This window comes from Streptomyces sp. ADI95-17 (assembly GCF_003846175.1).
Lineage (GTDB): Bacteria > Actinomycetota > Actinomycetes > Streptomycetales > Streptomycetaceae > Streptomyces > Streptomyces sanglieri.
The window spans coordinates 1,098,020-1,115,729 of record NZ_ML123044.1 but is presented as its reverse complement, the minus strand read 5'-3'; the positions used below and the strand labels follow the sequence as shown (position 1 = coordinate 1,115,729).

At 72.6% G+C, this 17,710-nt stretch carries 9 protein-coding genes; 3 read left to right on the top strand and 6 right to left on the bottom strand.

Features of this window, described 5'->3' with window-relative positions; translation table 11 throughout:
* Positions 1-4 precede the first annotated feature (4 nt).
* The 3 genes from EES42_RS04860 to EES42_RS04850 form a co-directional block, all read right to left on the bottom strand.
* Complete coding sequence (locus tag EES42_RS04860) at positions 5-481, bottom strand: succinate dehydrogenase hydrophobic membrane anchor subunit (RefSeq protein ID WP_124716825.1); 477 nt, start codon at positions 479-481, stop codon at positions 5-7.
* Positions 482-486: 5 nt separating this feature from the next.
* Entirely contained in the window at positions 487-867 is a 381-nt protein-coding gene (gene sdhC, locus EES42_RS04855; protein WP_072486591.1) for a succinate dehydrogenase, cytochrome b556 subunit, read from the bottom strand.
* 206 nt (positions 868-1,073) lie between these two features.
* Positions 1,074-1,604, bottom strand: a complete 531-nt coding sequence (locus EES42_RS04850; RefSeq protein WP_124716824.1) for a 2-oxo-4-hydroxy-4-carboxy-5-ureidoimidazoline decarboxylase — start codon at positions 1,602-1,604, stop codon at positions 1,074-1,076.
* 298 nt (positions 1,605-1,902) lie between these two features.
* On the opposite strand from EES42_RS04850, the gene EES42_RS04845 reads away from it, so the two are divergent.
* The 3 genes from EES42_RS04845 (at position 1,903) to EES42_RS04835 (ending at position 5,360) form a co-directional block, all read left to right on the top strand.
* On the top strand, positions 1,903-3,510 hold the full coding sequence (locus EES42_RS04845) for a beta-N-acetylhexosaminidase (RefSeq protein WP_124716823.1): 1,608 nt from the start codon (positions 1,903-1,905) through the stop codon (positions 3,508-3,510).
* A gap of 304 nt (positions 3,511-3,814) precedes the next feature.
* A complete protein-coding gene (locus EES42_RS04840) occupies positions 3,815-4,654 on the top strand; it encodes a DUF4328 domain-containing protein (protein WP_124716822.1) in 840 nt (279 codons plus the stop codon).
* Positions 4,655-4,772: 118 nt separating this feature from the next.
* Positions 4,773-5,360, top strand: coding sequence for a hypothetical protein (locus EES42_RS04835; protein ID WP_124716821.1), 588 nt, complete (start codon positions 4,773-4,775; stop codon positions 5,358-5,360).
* Between the two features lie 124 nt (positions 5,361-5,484).
* Here EES42_RS04835 and EES42_RS04830 read toward each other — a convergent pair whose 3' ends face one another.
* The 3 genes from EES42_RS04830 to EES42_RS04820 are packed head-to-tail and all read right to left on the bottom strand — an operon-like array spanning position 5,485 to position 17,392.
* Positions 5,485-12,840: a non-ribosomal peptide synthetase gene (locus EES42_RS04830; protein ID WP_124716820.1), complete on the bottom strand. Its 7,356-nt coding sequence runs from the start codon at positions 12,838-12,840 to the stop codon at positions 5,485-5,487.
* Positions 12,837-16,139, bottom strand: coding sequence for a type I polyketide synthase (locus EES42_RS04825; RefSeq protein ID WP_124716819.1), 3,303 nt, complete (start codon positions 16,137-16,139; stop codon positions 12,837-12,839). The genes EES42_RS04830 and EES42_RS04825 overlap by 4 nt, the downstream gene beginning before the upstream one ends.
* On the bottom strand, positions 16,139-17,392 hold the full coding sequence (locus EES42_RS04820; RefSeq protein WP_124716818.1) for an MFS transporter: 1,254 nt from the start codon (positions 17,390-17,392) through the stop codon (positions 16,139-16,141). The genes EES42_RS04825 and EES42_RS04820 overlap by 1 nt, the downstream gene beginning before the upstream one ends.
* Positions 17,393-17,710 lie beyond the last annotated feature (318 nt).

Genomic DNA, 17,710 nt, shown 5'->3' with positions numbered 1-17,710 from the left:
GCGCCTAGCGGATGTTCGGGTCGAAGGTGAAGATCACCAGCGTGCCCAGCAGGACGGTGAACACCGTGGCGGTGTACAGCAGCATCTTCAGCCAGAAGCGGGTGTTCTCCCGCTCGGCGTAGTCGTTGATGACCGTACGGAGACCATTGGCGCCGTGCAGCATGGCCAGCCACAGCATCCCGAGGTCCCAGAGCTGCCAGAACGGCGAGGCCCAGCGGCCGGCCACGAAGGCGAAGCCGATCTTGGAGACGCCGCCGTCCAGCACCAGCTGGATCAGCAGGTGGCCCAGGACCAGGACGACCAGGACGATGCCCGACAGGCGCATGAAGAGCCAGGCGTACATCTCGAAGTTGGTGCGCGAACCCTTGGGGGTCTTGCCGGTCCGCTTGCGCGGCGGCTCGATGACCGGGGCCGGGTTGTCTACGTCGTAGAGGCTGACGCCCTCGACGGAGCCGATCGCGGCGGAGGACTCGGTGGACATTGGCCTCAGCTCCCGAATACTTCGCGTACGGCGTGGCCGAGGACCGGGTACAGCGCCCCGACCATCAGCACGACCCAGATGCCCACGACCGACCAGAGCATCTGCTTCTGGTAGCGCGGGCCCTTGGCCCAGAAGTCCACGGCGACGATACGGAGACCGTTCAGCGCGTGGAAGAGAATCGCGGCCACCAGGCCGTATTCGAGGAGCGCGACGATCGGCGTCTTGTACGTGGCCACGACGTCGTCGTAGGCCTCGGGGGAGACGCGGACGAGAGCGGTGTCCAGGACGTGTACGAACAGGAAGAAGAAAATGAGGACACCGGTGACTCGATGAGCCACCCAGGACCACATGCCTTCCCGGCCGCGGTACAGCGTTCCAGCCGGCACGGAAGAACCCTCCGGGAGCGGGGATTGGGGCCGGCCGGCTTGACTGTCGGTCTGACCCGGCCGGGTACGGTCCACCGGCCCCGGCCATCGTAGCGACGGTTTGTCGGTTCGTTCGCGCGGGGGCCCGCGGTGTGATCAAAGTGGCAATCAAACAGGCACGGACGGGCTAGAAAGGGCTGTCGGCCGCCCTCACCGAGCCCGTTCCGTTATGAACCCGATACCAGCTCGATGATGCGGCCCCGGGCGAGTCGCCGCATCTCCTCCGCGGTCACCACCCGCTCCTGGTCGGGTTCGTGCGCCAGCCTGGCCCGGATCCCGGCGAGCACCTGGTCCGGCTGCTCGGCCGGGGCGAAGCCGTCCAGACAGATCACGAAGACATGGCCGAAACGCGACTCGTACGCGGCGTGCGCGGCCTGCAGCGCCAGATGGGCGGAGTGCGGAGCGGCGTGGTGCAGGCCGGGGGAGACCTCGGCGGTGAGCGCCTCGGAGAGATCCGCCGGGGCCAGGTCGTAGCCCGCCTCGTCGGCCGCGGCCAGCAGCGAGTCCACATCGGGAAAGGGACGGTGGGCGGCCAGCCGCTGCGCCCAGCGGCGACTGCCGCAGCACTCCAGCAGGGCGGCCTCCGCCTCGGCGGACGGCGCGGCGTTGAAGCGGTCGAGGCCCGGGACACGGACCTGGGCCTGCTCGGCGGCGGAGTTCTGGACGGGTACGGCCGTCCGGGTGGCCGGTTGGCACAGTTGCTCCGGGAGGCCGGCGCGGGACTCGCTGGACCTGGTCAGCGTGGGCTCCTCGGATCAACGGCATCTGTGACCCTGGAGAGGGAAGCGGCCGGAGAGACCAGGCAGATGCAGGGTGAAGGGAGAGACGAATGTGCCTCAAAGCTAGCCAGGCGGGGCAACGGACGTCCGACAGATGCGCGAACTTCACCCGGACGGGAGAGTTTCGGATCGCCTGACGAACCGTATTCCAAGGAGAATGCCCGGCTGTCTCCCTGATTCTGCCTCGTTTTCCGTAAATGACGGAGGTTTCTGAACGATGTCGCCCTCACGAGGCGCTCTCGTGGCCGGTGCGGTTCTCACCGCGGCGGCCGCCGCGACGATCGCCGTGGTCGTCTGGCCGGAAGGCTCCGACAGCGGGCTCGCCGGACAGTCGTCGAACGCCCGCACCCCCGCGCCCTCCTCGGCCGCCCCCTCGCCGACCCGGAGCTACCCGCTCTCCACCGCCCCGCGCACCATCCCAGCGGTACGCGAGCACATCGCGGCCCGCGGCCCCGGCTGGCGCCCCGGCCCGGACAGCGGGGTCGTCGTGGCCCGCGGCAGCGGGACGCTCGCCGACGAGGGGCAACTGCTCGCCCAGGAGCTGAAGATCCATTACCGGGGCGAGGTCCCCGCCCGCACGGGCGACGTGGAGCTGGCCCTCGCCCCGGGCAAGGGCACCCCCGAGTCGTACACCCTCGACGTCCACGACGGACGGGTCACCATCGGCGGGCCGGACCAGGCCGGGGTCTTCCACGGGACCCGCACCCTGAAGCAGTCGGTGCGCGCCGACGGCGTGATGCCGGAGGGCGAGGTGCGCGACCGCCCCGACCGGCCGCAGCGCGGCCTCAACCTCGACATCGCGCGCAAGCACTACACCGCCGCCTGGATCGAGGACCGGCTGCGCGAGATGGCCGACCTCAAGCTCAACCAGCTCGGCCTGCACTTCTCCGACGACCAGGCCTTCCGTATCGAGTCCCGCACCCACCCCGAGGTGGTGTCGCCGCAGCACCTCACCCAGGCCGAGGTGCGGTCGATCGTCGGCCTCGCGAACCGGCTGCACATCGAGGTCGTCCCGGAGATCGACTCCCCGGGCCACCTCGGCGCGGTGCTGCGGGCCCACCCCGACCTCCAGCTGCGCAATGTGTCGGGCACCCGCTCGCCCGGGTCGCTCGACATCTCCGACCCGGGCTCGGCCAAGCTCGTCGACGAACTCCTCGGCGAGTTCACCGAGCTGTTCGGCGGCGCGTACTGGCACCTGGGCGCCGACGAGTACCTCGCGCTGATGGCGCGGAACCCGGCCGCCTCGTACCCCCAGCTGCAACGCGCCGCCCAGCAGAAGTACGGGGCGCAGGCGAGCATCAAGGACCTGACGACCGGCTGGCTGAACGACCGCGCGGCGGTGGTGCGCCCGCACGGCAAGCGGCCCAAGGCGTGGAACGACGGCTTCTTCCGCGACGGGACCGTGCACGCCGACAAGGACATCGAGGTGGAGTACTGGACGGGCAAGGAGTACGGCGCCCGGGAGCCGGAGGAGTACCTGCGCGAGGGGCGGCGCGTGGTGAACCTCAACGACGAGTTCCTCTATTACGTGCTCGGCCAGCCCAACCAGTTCGTCTACCCCACGGGCAAGCGGATCTACGAGCAGTGGACCCCGCTCGTGCTGCGCGGCACCGAGCCGGTCCCGGCGCGCTACTCCGGCCAGATCCTCGGTGGCCGGTTCGCGGTCTGGGGCGACCTCCCGCAGGCACAGACCCCGGCGCAGGTGGCGCAGGGCATCCGGATGCCGCTGCGCGCGACCGCCCAGAAGCTGTGGGCCCCGGGCAGGCCGGCGCTGAGCTGGGACGCGTTCCGGGCACTGGCAGCGCGGATCGACGGGACGGGCTGAGCGGGGCGGAGTGGACGGGACGGGCTGAGGTGGGCCGAGCGGCGGGGGGACGGGCTGAGGTGGGCCGAGCGGCGGGGGGACGGGCTGAGGTGGGCCGAGCGGCGGGGGGGACGGGCTGAGGTGGGCCGGGCGGCGGGGCGCCGGGTGGTGCCGGGCCGGGCGGAGGGGCGGGCCGCCGGGTGGTGCCGGGCCGGATTCCTCGTGGACAGCCGGGAGGCGGGGGGTTAGGTTCCGGATGCCGCGCGGTCCGGGGAGGGCCGCGCGTTCTCGCGTTCGGGCTCAGAACCTTGGGGGGTTCCGCTTCATGCTCTGCTCCACCTGCCGTCTCAGACCGCCGGTCACCGACGACGGACGCTGCCTGCTCTGCGCCGGCCCGGCCGGGGCGGCCGCCCCGATGCCACCGGCCCCGATGCCCCCGGCCTTCATCGCTCCGCAGCAGTACCTGCGTTCGCCCGAGGGGCTCGCGAAGGCCGTCGTCGTACTGCTGACGCTCGTCGCCGTGGCTGATGTGCTCGCCGTGGCGGCGGGCCAGAACACCCGCCGCGTCGTCGCGGCCGGGCTGGAGAACGACTTCGCCGCGTACGACGACGCGGCGGCGAGCCTCGCGGACAATCTGTACGCGACGGCGGGGGTGCTGCAGACCCTCGTGAGCCTGGCCACCGGGGTCGTCTTCATCATCTGGTTCCGGCGGGTACGGCTCAACGCCGAGGTGTTCGACCCGAGCATGCAGCCGATGAGGCCCGGCTGGTCCATCGGCGCCTGGTTCGTCCCGATCGCCAACCTGGTGCTGCCGCGCCGGATCGCGGGCGGTATCTGGACCGCGAGCGCCCAGACGAACACCGACGGCAGCTGGCGCACCGTCCCGGCCACCGTGATGAACCTGTGGTGGGGGTTCTGGGTCGTCTCGCTGGTCGTCTCCCAGTACGCGACCCGGCAGTCCTGGAAGGCCGCGCAGCCGCAGGAGATCCTCGACACGACGGCCCTGGTGATGGGGAGCGACGCCCTCGACATCGTGGCCGCGGTGTTCGCCGTCCTGTTCGTCCGCGCACTGACCCGGATGCAGGGGGAGCGGGCGGCCCTCGGCACGTATCCGCTGGGTACTCCGGGCGTACCGGGGCGCGCGGACTGGGGCCGCGCCCACTGAGCGAAGCTATTCGGCCTTCCGTAGTGACGGTTTTGAGCCATTCGGCGCTGAAAGCGGTAACAGGAAGCGCCTCGTCCCCATGCGCGTGCGCACGGGGGCGTGCCGACGGGAGACGCCGATGAGCCTGCTGGAACTGATCGCCGCCGCCGACGAGCGCGGGCTCGCCGCGAGCGCGGTCGCCTGCCTCGACCGCTGCCTGCCGCAGCCCGTGGACGGAGCGGACCCGGATCCGCTCCGTCCGCTCTGGGCGGGGTGCGCGGACGCGGCGGCCTGGCCGGAGCGTCTCGCGGAGGTCCGCGCGGCGCTGGACGCCGCGGCCGGCGAGGAGGGCGCCGCCCCGCGGATCCGGAAGCTGCTGGGCGAGGCGCCCGCGGACCGGGCGGCTCCGGAGCTGCGGGAGTGGGCCGACGCCTGCTCACTGCTGGCCCTGGAGGTCCACCTCGACCCGGACACGGCGCCGGGCGCCGGTACGGAGACGGCGCGACGACGGCGCGCGGGCGGTCCGGACGGGGCGGACCCGTTGCCCGCCGGGGAGCTGCGCCGGCAGATCCGGATCCTGGAGACGCTGGCCGCGACCGCGGACGCCGCGTCGGCGGGTGCCGGACTGCGCCAGGTGCTGGAGGCCTCGGCCGAGGGGCAGCGGGTACTGCGCGCCGCGGTCTCGCGGCGGGCGCGACGTGATCCGGACGAGCGGCCCCGGACCTGACCGGTGCGGCCGGTGCGGCGGACCGGGGCCGGCGCACTGCCTGCGCCGGTCCCGGTCCGGGGCTTCCGCCCGTTCCCGGCCGCGGTCGGTCACGTGTCGGGCACGTGACCGACCGCGGGGCCGGCTACCGCGGGCCGTCCCGGCGGAGGCGGACACCGTCGGCGAGCGCCTCCCCGGTCTCGTCCCGCAGCAGCCGCACGTACTCCCGGGTCCAGGTCTCGACCGTCGCCCGGTCCCACAGGTCGGCCGAGTACTCCACGGCACCCTCCAGGACGTCCCCGGCCGGGGTCAGCACCATGATGAACTCCGACCGGGACGCGGCCGGGGCGATCTCCGCCACCGTGGTGGTGAGCCCCGGCAGTTCGATGCCGGTGTCCAGCGAACTCTCGTACGCCAGGCCGATGGCCAGGCTGTCCGGTATCTCGACGCCCCTGCGCTCCCGCATCGCCGGCGCCACCTGGCGCGGCGGCATGGCGTGCTCCATGCCCAGGACCGTCGTACGGGTGACCCGGTCCGTCAGCGCCGCGAAGGAACCGGCGCGCGCGTCACGGACCCGCAGGGCGAACCCGGTGGCCGTGCAGCCCACCAGGGACTCGAACTCGCGGCTCTCCCGGCCCGCGTAGGAGATGTTCATCAGCACGTCCTCCTGCCCGGCCTTCGCCGCCAGCAGCCGGCCCAGTGCCGCCGCGGTCACCGCGAAGGGCGTGGTCGCCCGCCGGGCGGCCAGCCGTTCCACATCGGCCCGGACCTCGGCGGGCACGGTGAACTCGACGACTCCGCCGCGCCCGCTGAGGGTGCCGGGCCGCGGCCGGTCCAGTGGCAGATCCACGGTGAAGGGGGCGTCGGCGAGTTCGTCCAGCCAGTAGTCCGTGCGGCGCCCGCCGGTCGCCGCCTCGTGGGCGATCTGCCAGTGCGCGTACTCCACTAGCTGCGGCACCGCGGGTGACAGGCCGGGGCCGGTTCCGGTGGCGGCCGTACGGTAGAGCGCGGCGAGCTCCTTCAGCAGCGTGGTCAGGGCCCACCCGTCGCAGGTGCAGTGGTGCATCACAAGCAGCAGCACCCACTCCTCGGCGCCGGTGCGCAGCAGGCGGGCGGAGAGCACGTCCCCCTCGAAGAGGTCGAGCGGTGTCTCCGCCGCCCGCTCGGCGAGCCGTTCCACCTCGGCCCGCCGTTCCGGCTCCGGCCGTGCGGTGAGGTCGTCCACGGGCAGGTCGAGGGGGCGGGATTCGAGCACCTCCTGTCGCCAGGAGCCGGGGCCCTCCGGTACCAGGCGGGTACGCAGCGCTTCATGACGTTCGGTCAGCTGCTGGAGTGCGGTGCGGAGCGAACCGGGATCCAGCAGGCCGGAGAAGGTGATCCGCAGGGCGACGTTGAAGACCTGCGGCTTGGCGTGCCGGGCGTGCAGGGTGGCGAAGCGCGACTGCTGCCGGCTGGCCGGGCCCCGGCGGACGACCCCTCTCGATCCGGCGCCGTGCACGAACTCCGTCATGGCGCGCAGCGTGGGCTCCTGGTAGAGGCGCGAGAGCGGGTACTCGACGCCCCACGCCTCCCTGATCCGGTTGACCAGCCTCATCGCGGTGAGCGAGTGCCCGCCCAGGTCGAAGAAGGAGACATCCGGATCGACGTCCGGTGCGGTGAGGCCGAACTCGGCCGCCCAGAGTTCGCGAAGCCCGTTCTCCACCGTGGTGCGGGGTCCGGCCTCCGGCGCCGGGCCGCCGGCCCGGCGGGCCTCCTCGCCGTCCGCCGGGAGGAAGGGGGCGTCCGCCGGGAGGAAGGGACCGGCCGACGGGAGCCGCGTCCGGTCCAGCTTGCCGTTACCGGTCAGCGGCAGTTCGGTGAGGATCCGCCAGGCGCGCGGCACCATGTACTCCGGCAGGTGGTGGTTCAGCTCTTCGGCCCACCGGTCCGTGCGCGACCGTTGCTCCGCCGTACTGCCGCAGCCCGGCCCGGTGGGTACCACATAGGCGGCCAGGAAGGCCTCGCCGTTCGCACGGCGCAGGCCGACGACGGCCGCCCGGCGGACACCGTCGAGACGGCCCAGTGCCTGCGCCACCTCCTCCGGCTCGACCCGGAATCCGCGGATCTTCACCTGGTCGTCGGTACGGCCCACGAACACGAGTCGCCCGTCCGCCGTCCAGCGGACCAGATCGCCGGTGCGGTAGTGGCGGGCCTCCGTCCCGCCCTCCGGCCCGGCCGTAAACCTCTCCCCGGTGAGGTCCGGCCGGTGCAGATAGCCCGCGGCCACCCCCGGACCACCGACGAGGAGCTCGCCCACCGCGCCGATGGGCACCGGCTTGTCCGAGGCGTCCACCACGCGCAGGGCCACGTTGTCGGCCGGACGCCCGATCGCGATCACGTCCGCGCCCTCGTCCGCGCCCTCTTCCGGGACGGGCCCGCCGGTCCGGGGGGAGACCGTGTCGACGACGCACAGCACGGTCGTCTCGGTCGGGCCGTAGATGTTCACCGTCTCGTAGGGGGCCTCGGGCCGGGGGCGGCTCCGGAGCGCCTCGCCGCCCAGCAGCAGATGGCGCAGCGGGGGCTGATCGGCCACCGGCAGGCACAGCACCTGTTCGCCCAGGGCCGTCGGCAGGACGCCGAAGGCGATGTCCTGGTCCGCGTACCACCGGGCCAGGGCGAGCGGATCGCGGCGGACCGCCTCACCGGCCACGACGATCGTGCCGCCCGCCGTCAGCGCAGGCCAGATCTCCAGGAGTGAGGCGTCGAAGCTCTGGCTGCACACGACGGCACTCCGGTCGCCGCCGGTGAACGCGAAGCGTCCGTGGTGCCACTGGCAGAGATCCACCAGGCCGCGGTGCGTGAGCACGACACCCTTGGGCGTGCCGGTGCTGCCCGAGGTGTAGATGACGGAGCACGCGGAGAAGGGGGACGAGCCCCCGGCACCGGTTGCCGGCCGGGTGCCCGGCCCGGGGTCTCCCGCCGGGGCGGCGTCCGGCGCGACGACGGTCACCGATCCGGGCAGCCGCAGGTCTCCCGGTCCGTCCGCGCCGCTGATCACCGTGCGGGCGCCGCTCTCGGCGATCACCTGCGCGGCGCGGACTGCACCGAGCGACGGATCGAGCGGCACATACGCGCAACCGGCCCGCAGCACGGCGAGCAGCGCCACGACGAGCTCCGCGGAGCGTGGCAGCCACACCGCCACCAGGGGTTCCCGGTCCTCGTCCGCCCGGTGTTCCGCGAGCACGGCGGCGAGCCGGCCGGCCCGCTCGTCCAGCTCCCGGTAGGTCAGTACGGCGTCCTCGCCCTCCACAGCGGTCCGCGCGGGGTGCGCCGCCGCCTGCCGGGCGACCCAGTCGTGCACCGTGGTGTCCGCGACCGGCCGGACCGGGCCGTGTGCCCAGCTCTCCGGCACCTCGTCACCCTCGACCGCCGGACGCGCGAGCAGGGACAGCGGTGTGCCGGGCTTGTCGACCGCGGCGGCCAGGAGGTCGCGGAAGACCGTGAAGAACCTGTCGACGGTGCTCGGCTCGAACAGCTCCGCGTTGTACTCCAGATGACAGCGGACGCCCTCGGGCCCGTCGGTGAAATAGACCGTCAGATCGGTCAGCGCCTTGTCGGGGCCCGCGTCCAGCGCGACCGCCTCGATGCCGGGGAGGTCGAGGCGGAACGGCTCCGCCGACTGGAACTCGGCGCACACCTGGAACACCGGTGTGCGGTCCGTCCTGCGGGGCGGAGCCAGTACGCGCACCACCTTCTCGAACGGTGTCCCCGCGTGGTCGTACGCGTCGAGTGCGACGGTACGCACCCGGTCCAGCAGCGTCGCGAACCCGGGATCGCCGGTGAGGTCGACGCGCAGGGCGAGGGTGTTGACGAAGAAGCCGATCAGCTCCTCGGCCCGCTGCGGCCGGTCCGAGACCGGGATGCCGATGACGATGTCCTCCTGCCCCGTGACCCGTTGCAGCATCGCCGCCCAGCCGGCCACCAGGGTCATGAACAGGGTGGCGCGGTGGCCGCGGCTCAGCTGCCTGACCTGTTCGGACAGTCCGGGGCCGAGGGAGCGGAAGACGGCGCGGCCCGCGGAGGTCATCTCCGCCGGCCGGGGGCGGTCGGTGGGCAGTTCGAGGACGGGGAGGTCGCCGCCGAGCACGCGCCGCCAGTGGGCCAGGTCCTGCGCGGTGCCGGGGCCGTCCGCCGCCGCGCGTTGCTCCCGTGCGTGCTGGGCGTAGCTCCAGGTCAGTGCGGGCAGACCGGCCTCGGTGCCGTCGCGCGCCGCCCGGTAGAAGGCGGCGAGGTCCCGGCACAGGACGGTCGCCGAGGCCGCGTCGACCACGATGTGGTGGAAGGACAGGACCAGCACGTGTTCGTCGACCGCGGTACGCACGAGCCGGCTGACGAACAGCGGACCGTTCTCCAGGTCGAAGCGGCGGGTACTCTCCGCCGCCAGCGCCTCCCGCACGGCGGCCTCGGCCCGGAGCGTGCCGTCCACCACGCCGAAGTCGGGCTCGGCGGCCTCCCGCACCAGCTGGACCGCGGAATCGCCGGCCTGCCGGAAGACGGTGCGCAGCCCTTCGTGGCGGGCGACGAGCCGGCGCACCGCGGTGTGCAGCGCCTCGGTGTCGAGCTCACCGCGCAGGCGGATCGCCTTCACCTCGTTGTAGGCGGTGCGTCCCGGGAGCAGGCGTTCCAGGAACCAGATCCGCTCCTGGCCCGGGGACAGGGGCGCACCCGGGTCGGGTGTCCGCCGCTCCCGGTGCCGGCGGCGCAGGGCGTCCAGCCGGGGGAGACCGGCGCGCAGCTGGTCCGCGGAGACGCCGAAGTCGACCAGCGCGACGATCTCGTCCGCGCCCGCGTCGGCCACCGCCTCGGCCACCGGCAGGACGGTGTCCACGTCGCCTATCAGGGCCCGCTGGTCGCAGTAGCGGCCGTAGGCGCGCCGGAAGACCACGTCCAGATCGTCCTCGCTTAGCGATCTCAGGTCGGTGGTGACACCGAGGCTGTTGGTGACTCCGCTGAACAGGGACAGGGAGGCCTGCATGTAGCGGGCCATCGGTGCGAAGGCCTCGGCGCGGGCGGTGTCGTGGTCGTCGGAGAGATAGGTGTGCAGCAGGACGGCGACCCGCCCGGCGTCCGGGTCGAGGCCGTGGAGCGCACGGGCCCGGCGGTAGCGGGCGATGTTGTCCCTGAGCTGGTCGATGTCCTGGGTCATCAGATTGGTCACGATGCCCAGGTCGTGCGCGGCGGCGCGTTCGTACGACTCGGGGTTGGCGACCACCGCCGTGTAGAGCGGCGGCATCGTCTGGACGGGGCGCGGGAAGAGCCGGATCTCCCGTTCGCCGTCCCCGGTGGTGCGGCGCAGCGTCTCGCCCCGCCAGAGGCTCCGCACCTGTTCCAGCCGGTCGTACATCTCCTGCTTGTGCGGCCCGAAGCGCTCGGGGAAGAAGACGAAGTCGTTGGCGTTCCACCCGCTCGCGACACCGAGGCCGACGCGTCCGCCGGAGAGGTTGTCCGCCATGGACCACTCCTCCGCCACCCGGATCGGGTCGTGCAGCGGGAGCACGACCGAGCCGGCGTTGAGGCGGATGCGCCGGGTCTCCCGGGACAGCGCCGCGGCCAGGACGGCGGGGTTCGGGAAGAGGCCGCCGAACGAGTTGAAGTGCCGTTCTGGCATCCACAGCGCCTCGAACCCGTGCCGGTCGGCGAACCGGGCCGCCTCCATGAGCAGTTCGTAGCGGCCCTCCTTCGGACCGGGTCCGTCGTCGTCCGGGTAGTCGCCGAAGAAGTAGAGGCTGAAGTCCGCGTGGCGCGGCGTCGTGAGCGCCGCGGGAACGGGGGCGGCCACGGGAACGCGCGGCGCGTCGGGCATGGCATCGGCCACGGGAACGCGCGGCGCGTCGGCCGCGGTTCCGGCGCCGGCTCCGGCCGCCGGGACCGGGAGGGCCGCCACGGATTCGGCGGCTGCCCGGCGGGGAGCGGGCCGCCGGGACGGGGCCGTGCCGGTGCGGAAGAAACCGGCCTCGCGCAGATCCCTCAGCGACCCCCGCACGGCGTCGGCCACATGCTCGATGTCACCGTCGGTGTGAGCCGTGGAGAGGAAGAAGTTGCGCCACTCCCACACATGCACGCCGCGCAGCATCAGGTGGTAGTAGAGGAGCTCCATGTCGGCGCGGTGCTCGAAGCGGAACTGGGAGCCGAACCAGCCCATCCGCAGGGGGAATTCCTCGGCCTCGAAGAAGTCGTTGAGCCCGGTGGCCAGTTCGGTGGTCCGGGCGTTGAGCCGTTCCTGCAGGTGCGGACTGTGCTCCTTCAGATGAGTGAGTACGGCGTGCGCCGCGGTCATCGACACGGGATGCTGCAGGTAGGTGCCGCCGAAGAAGGTGGTGTCGGCGGTCGGACCGCTGTCGTCCCCGTAGCTCCAGTGACCGCCGTCGACCCCGTCCATGATGTCGGAGCGTCCGGCGATCGCGCCGATGGGGAATCCGCCGCCGAGGAGCTTGCCGTAGGTGGCGAGATCCGGGGTGACGCCGTAGAGCTCCTGTGCGCCACGGAGCGCGGGACGGAATCCGGTCAGCATCTCGTCGAACATCAACACGATGCCGTGACGGGCGGTCAGCTCACGCAACTTGCGGACGAACGCGGCCGGCTGGAGCGAGGGATGCCTGCTCTGCACCGGTTCGACGATGACCACCGCGATCCGCTCCGCGTCCCGTTCGATCGCGTGAAGGGCCTTCTCGCTGCCGTATTCGAGGACGGTCAGTTCGGCGACGGCACTGTGCGGGATGCCCCGGGAGACGGGCACGGTCCCCTCCTGGGCGCCGTGGCCCGCCTGCCGGCCCAGCACCTGGTCGGCATGGCCGTGGTAGGCGCCCTGGAAGGTGACGATCCGGTCGCGGCCGGTGGCGGCCCGGGCAAGACGGATCGCCGCCGCGTTGGCCTCCGTACCGGAGTTGGCGAAGGCCACCCGTTCCATCCCGGTCAGTTCGCACAGCAGCTCGGCGGCCGCGCCCGTCTCGACGCTGCGGGGGCCGAGCCGGATGCCCCGGGAGAGGTGTTCGCGTACGGCTTCCCGGACGAATCCGGGCTCGTGGCCGAAGAGGAGCACCCCGAAGCCCATGGTGATGTCGGTGTAGCTGTTGCCGTCGATGTCCTCGATCCGTGCGCCTTCCGCGCGACGGGCCGCCACCGGATAGAGCATCTCCTTGGTCGACCTGCGGAATCCGACGACCGCTCTGCTGTCGGCGAGTCTGTGGCGGTGGCGCTGGGCGAGTTGTCTGGAGGCCGCCGTACGCGCCGTGTACCGGCGTACGAGGTCGTCGAGATGCTCCTGCTGGGTGCGGGGCGAGGCGGAGTGGACCATGCCGGCATCGGGGGCGATCACCACGCGCGGCCCGTGCGCCTGAGGCTGTTGTGCACCGCCGGCCACGGCCGGTCCGGCGCCGATCTGTTCGGTGATGCGCCGCGCGAGTCGGTTCATGGCGGCCAGGTCCCGGTCCAGGGCGGCCGTGACGTTCTCCTGCTCGTTCACCGGACCACCTCGTCGTCCGTCAGGGCCGCCGTCGCGTCGCTCCGGGGCGCGAGCAGATCGGAGATCCGGGAGAGCTGGGTGAGCATCTGGAGCTGGATCTGTGACAGCTGCTGGACCCGTTGGGCCAGTTCCCGCAGCTCCTGCCGGGTGACGAAGCCGGTGTCCGCGACGGCGGTGTCCGCGACGACGGCGTGCGGGACGGCGTGGGGGACAGGCGGTGCGCTGTCGGATGCCGGTCGGCTGGGTGCGGGTGCGGGTGCGGGTGCGGCGGCCGGCCGGGGAACGGTCCTGGGCTGTTGGGGCTGCTGGGGCCGTGCGGGCTGTCGGGGCAGCCGCGCAGCGACGAGTTCGGCGAGGAGCCGGGGCGTTCCCGTCTCGTCGAACAGCTCTCGCATCGTGATCTTGACGTGGTGCTCCTGTTCGATCTCCCGGAGCACATTGATCATGAGGAGCGAGTCCGCACCGAGATCGAAGAACGGGGTGTCGGCCGGGACCGAGGTGAGGTCCTCTCCGAAGGCTCCGGAGAGGAAACCGAGGATGCTGTCCAGCAGGGGTCCGGTCTCCGTCGCTTCTGTCGTCATGGTGCGTTCCTCTCTCGCCGGGGAAATGGGTCCGAGGGGCCGGGGTGGGGCCCCGACCCAGTGCTGTCGGTGCTGGAAGCGGTAGCCGGGCAGCGGGACGCGCCGCCCTCCGGTGCCGGCCAGGAACGTCTCCCAGCGGACATCCGCTCCCGCGCAGTGCAGATCCGCCGCAGCGCCGAAGAGTGCCGTGAGTCCGGTGTTCCGGTGCAGGGAGGGAACCGCCCGCACCGCCGGCAGGGAGCGGCGGGCCAGGCTGCTGAGCGTGGTGTGCGGACCGATCTCCAGGAGCACGCCGGGCCGTTCGCCGGCGACGGCACGCAGCGACGCGTCGTAGCGCACCGGCTCGCGGGCATGGCGGACCAGGTGCTCCGGGTCCGGTACCCAGCCGGGCTCCCGGGTCCGGCCGTCGAGAGAGCTGATGAAGCGGGTCCGTACCGGTGCGAAGGGGATCTTCGCCAGTACCGTCGCGAACGCGTCGAGCATCGGCTCCGTGGCAGCGGTGTGGAAGGCCCGGTCCACCGCGAGGCGTTCGTACGGGGTGCCCCGGTCGTCGAGCGCGGCGCACATCCGGTCCACGCCCGCGACGGGACCCGCCAGCACGTGGGAGCGTTCCCCGTTGCTCACGGCGAGCTCCAGGCCGGGGTGCGAGGCGGCGAGCTCCGCGGCGGACTCCCGCTCCAGCGCCACCGCCACCATGGCGCCCGGCGCGCAGCGATCCCGCATCAACCGGCCGCGGTGCGCGCTGAGTTCCAGGCCGTCCGCGAGCGACAGGGCCCCGGCCGCGAAGAGCGCCGCGTACTCACCGACGCTGTGGCCGGTCACGGCCCAGGGCCTGATGCCCGCCTCGTCCCACAGCCTGACCAGGGCGCACTGCAGGGCGAACAGGGCCGGCTGCGCGGTCGCGGTCGGCCAGACGGCCCCCGGTGAGCCCGCCCCCTCGGTGAGGAGCCCGGCCAGCATCGGTTCGCCGGTGAGACGGCGATGCCACGCCTCGCACGCGTCGAGGACCTCACGCACGACGGGAAACCGCCCGTACAGGGCCGCCGCCGCTCCGGGGCGCAGCGAACCCTGACCGGTGAACTGGAACACCACCCGGGTGGGTGCGTCCCCCGGCGGCACGGGGCCCGCGGTGGTCGCGAGCGGTGCGGGGGCACGGAGCCAGGCGTCGAGGGCATCGGCCAGCGTGGACGGTGTGCCCGCCCGGACCGCGATCCGGTGCCGGCCGTGCGAGCGCCCGAGTGCGGCGGTCGTGACGAGATCCGCCAGGGGCAGGGCGGTCCGCCTGCGGAGCACGTCGCGCAGGGACCGTACGTTGTCGGCGAGCGCCTCCCGGCTCGTCGCGGAGACCAGGAGCACGTCCGGCGGGGCCGCGGTGGCGGAACGCGGCTCGGGTTCGGGGGCTTCTTCGAGGATCAGGTGGACGTTGGTGCCGCCGACCCCGAGCGAGGTGACACCCGCCCGCCGGGGGGTGCCGCTCTCGGGCCACGGATGCGCGGCGCGGGGTGCGTAGAACGGGCTGTCCTCCAGCCCGAGCAGCGGATTGGGATCGGCGAAGCCCGCGATCGGCGGGATCACCCCGTGCTTGAGCACCAGCAGGGCCTTGACGAGACCAGCCAGTCCGGACGCCACGTCGAGGTGCCCGATATTGGCCTTGACGGCTCCGAGAGCGCAGTAGCCGGTCCGGTCCGTGTCCTGCCGGTACGCCGCGCCCGCCCCCTCCAGCTCGATGGGATCGCCCTTGAGGGTGCCGGTGCCGTGGGTCTCCAGATACCCGATGGTGTCCGCCCCGACGCCCGCGTGGTCCAGCGCCCTGCGTACGGCGCTCTGCTGGCCCCGCGCACTGGGTGCCGCGAACGCCTGCTTGTCGGCGCCGTCGTTGCAGATGCCCCAGCCGCGGATGACGCCGTGCACGGTGTCGCCGTCCGCGAGCGCGCGGCTCAGCCGCTTCAGTACGACGGCCACGACACCGGTGCCGCCGACGGTCCCGTTCGCGGCCGCGTCGAACGCCCGGAGCCGGCCGCTCCTGGAGAGGATCGAGCCCTTGACGTAGTGGTAGCCGAGCACCTGCGGGACGTGGACGGCGCCGGCGCCGGCCAGCGCGATGTCGCATTCGTCAAGCAGCAGGGACTGGGCGGCCAGGTGCACACCCACCAGCGAACTGGAGCAGGCGGTCTGTACGTTGACGGCGGGGCCGGTGAGACCGAGCCGGTGGGCGACCCGGGTCGCGTTGAAGTCGGTGTAGTTGCCCACCAGGACCTGCATGCCGGCCAGCCAGTCGGCGATGTCCTCGTTCGGCAGGACGTTGTTGAGCAGATAGGACTGCATGCTGTACAGGTGGTAGCCGGTGCTGGCGTAGACCCCGATCCGCTTTCCGTCCCGCTCGTCGGGATAGCCGGCGTTCTCCAGGGCGTGCTGCGCGCACTCCAGGAACAGGCGGTGCTGGGGGTCGGTCAGACGGGCCTCGCGGGCACTCATCCCGAAGTGCCGGGCATCGAACCCGGCGATGTCGTCCAGGACGGCCGAGGCCCCGATGAAGTCCTCGCGCCGGTACAGCTCCTCGGGGACTCCCGCGGCCTTCAGCTCGTCCTTCGTGAAGCGGGTGAAGCGGTCCTCGCCGTTGCGGATGATGCGCCACAGGTCCTCCGGGGTGTCGGCCCCCGGCAGCCGGAAGGCCATCCCGACCACGGCGATGCGCGGGTCCTGCCCGCCCCCGCCCATCAGCCGCGCCCTTCGCGTACGGCGGAGTCGCCGGCCTCACGTAATCGCCCGGGCCCGTCCGGGGAACGGCGCAGCACGAGCAGCGTCAGCAGGGCGAGGCACAGGACGATGGCGAGGCCGTGCAGGGAGGCGACCACCTGGAACGGGGAGAAGGACTCCAGCAGCGATCCGCTGATCAGCATCCCCAGTCCGAACCCGGCGTTCTCGGCCGAGGCGGAGAGCCCGAAGAGGCGTCCGCGCTGCTCGTCCGGGACCAGCTGGAGCCGTGACACATAGACGACTTCGGTGACTCCGTCCGCCGCTCCGGCGAGGAGTGCGGTGGCGAGCGCCGGTACGGTGGGCAGCCCGCTGAACACGATGATGAACGCCCCTGACATGACACAGGCGCCGACCGCGAAGGCCCGCTCGCCCAGGGTGCGTCCGGTCCGGCGGTTGTGCCGGGCCAGCACCTGCTGGGCGATGATGGTGCCGACCGCCCAGGTGGCCCAGAACTGGCTGATGAAGGTGGCCGGATGAGCGGGGTCCAGCAGGCTGGAGTAGACGGGCAGCGCGACATTGTGCGAGGAGGATCCCAGCCCGTCGACGGCCCGCACGGCGATCATCGCCATCAGCACCGGCGCGCCGGCCCACAACAGCCGGAGGGAACGGCGCCCGGCGCCCGGCGCGCCCTCCTCGGCGCCCCCGGGCCCCTCGGACCGGGCCCTCGTGCGGATCGGCAGCACCAGCAGCACCGACGCGGACACCAGGAACGTGCCCGCGTCCAGGACGAACGCCGCCGTGTACCCGAGCTGCGCCACCACCACACCCGCCGAGGCGAAGCCCGCGATCATGGCGAGGGAACGGCCGGTGACCAGCAGGCTGTTGGCGCGGGTCCGGTGCTCGGCCCCCACGATCTCCGGGATGCTGCTGCGCAGGGCGACCTGCGAGAGCGTCGAGCAGCCCCCGGTGACCACGGCCAGGCAGTACAGCAGGGAGATCCGGCCGGCCTCCGGCGCCAGGAGCAGCACCAGGAGCGCCAGCGCCTGGCCGAGGTCGGCGCCGATGATCAGTCGCTTGCGGTCGTACGCCGAGACGAGGCGCCCGCTCACGAACCCCGCCCCCACACTCGTCCCCAGCCGTACCGCCATGAAGAGCCCCGCGGCCAGGGCGCTGCCGGTGACGTCGTAGACGAAGACGTTCAGCGCGACCATGTTCAGATAACTGCCGTACGCGGAAACGCCGTTACCGAGAACGAGCAGCCGGAAATGCTTCATGCGCACCCTTTCGGAACCACGAGGGGGAGTAGGCACCCGATCGCCCGCCGCCTCAGCCTCATGCGCCGGGTAGGTCTCCCAACACCCCGTCCCCCTCGCGGAGTTCAGCGGCCGCGCATGCACCTGCCAATCCCGTCAAGCCTTGCCCGCCTGTCACTTGCTTCACACCAGGTCGCTGACATTTCCGGGATTCGATCGCGCATGCGTTCCGTGGGGCATGGGTGATCGCGGCACGGGGGCGGTGCGGAGGCGGGTGAGAATCCGGTGGGCGTGAGTGCCGGGGTCCGGCGCCGCTTCCCGGGGCGCGCGATGTGCCGC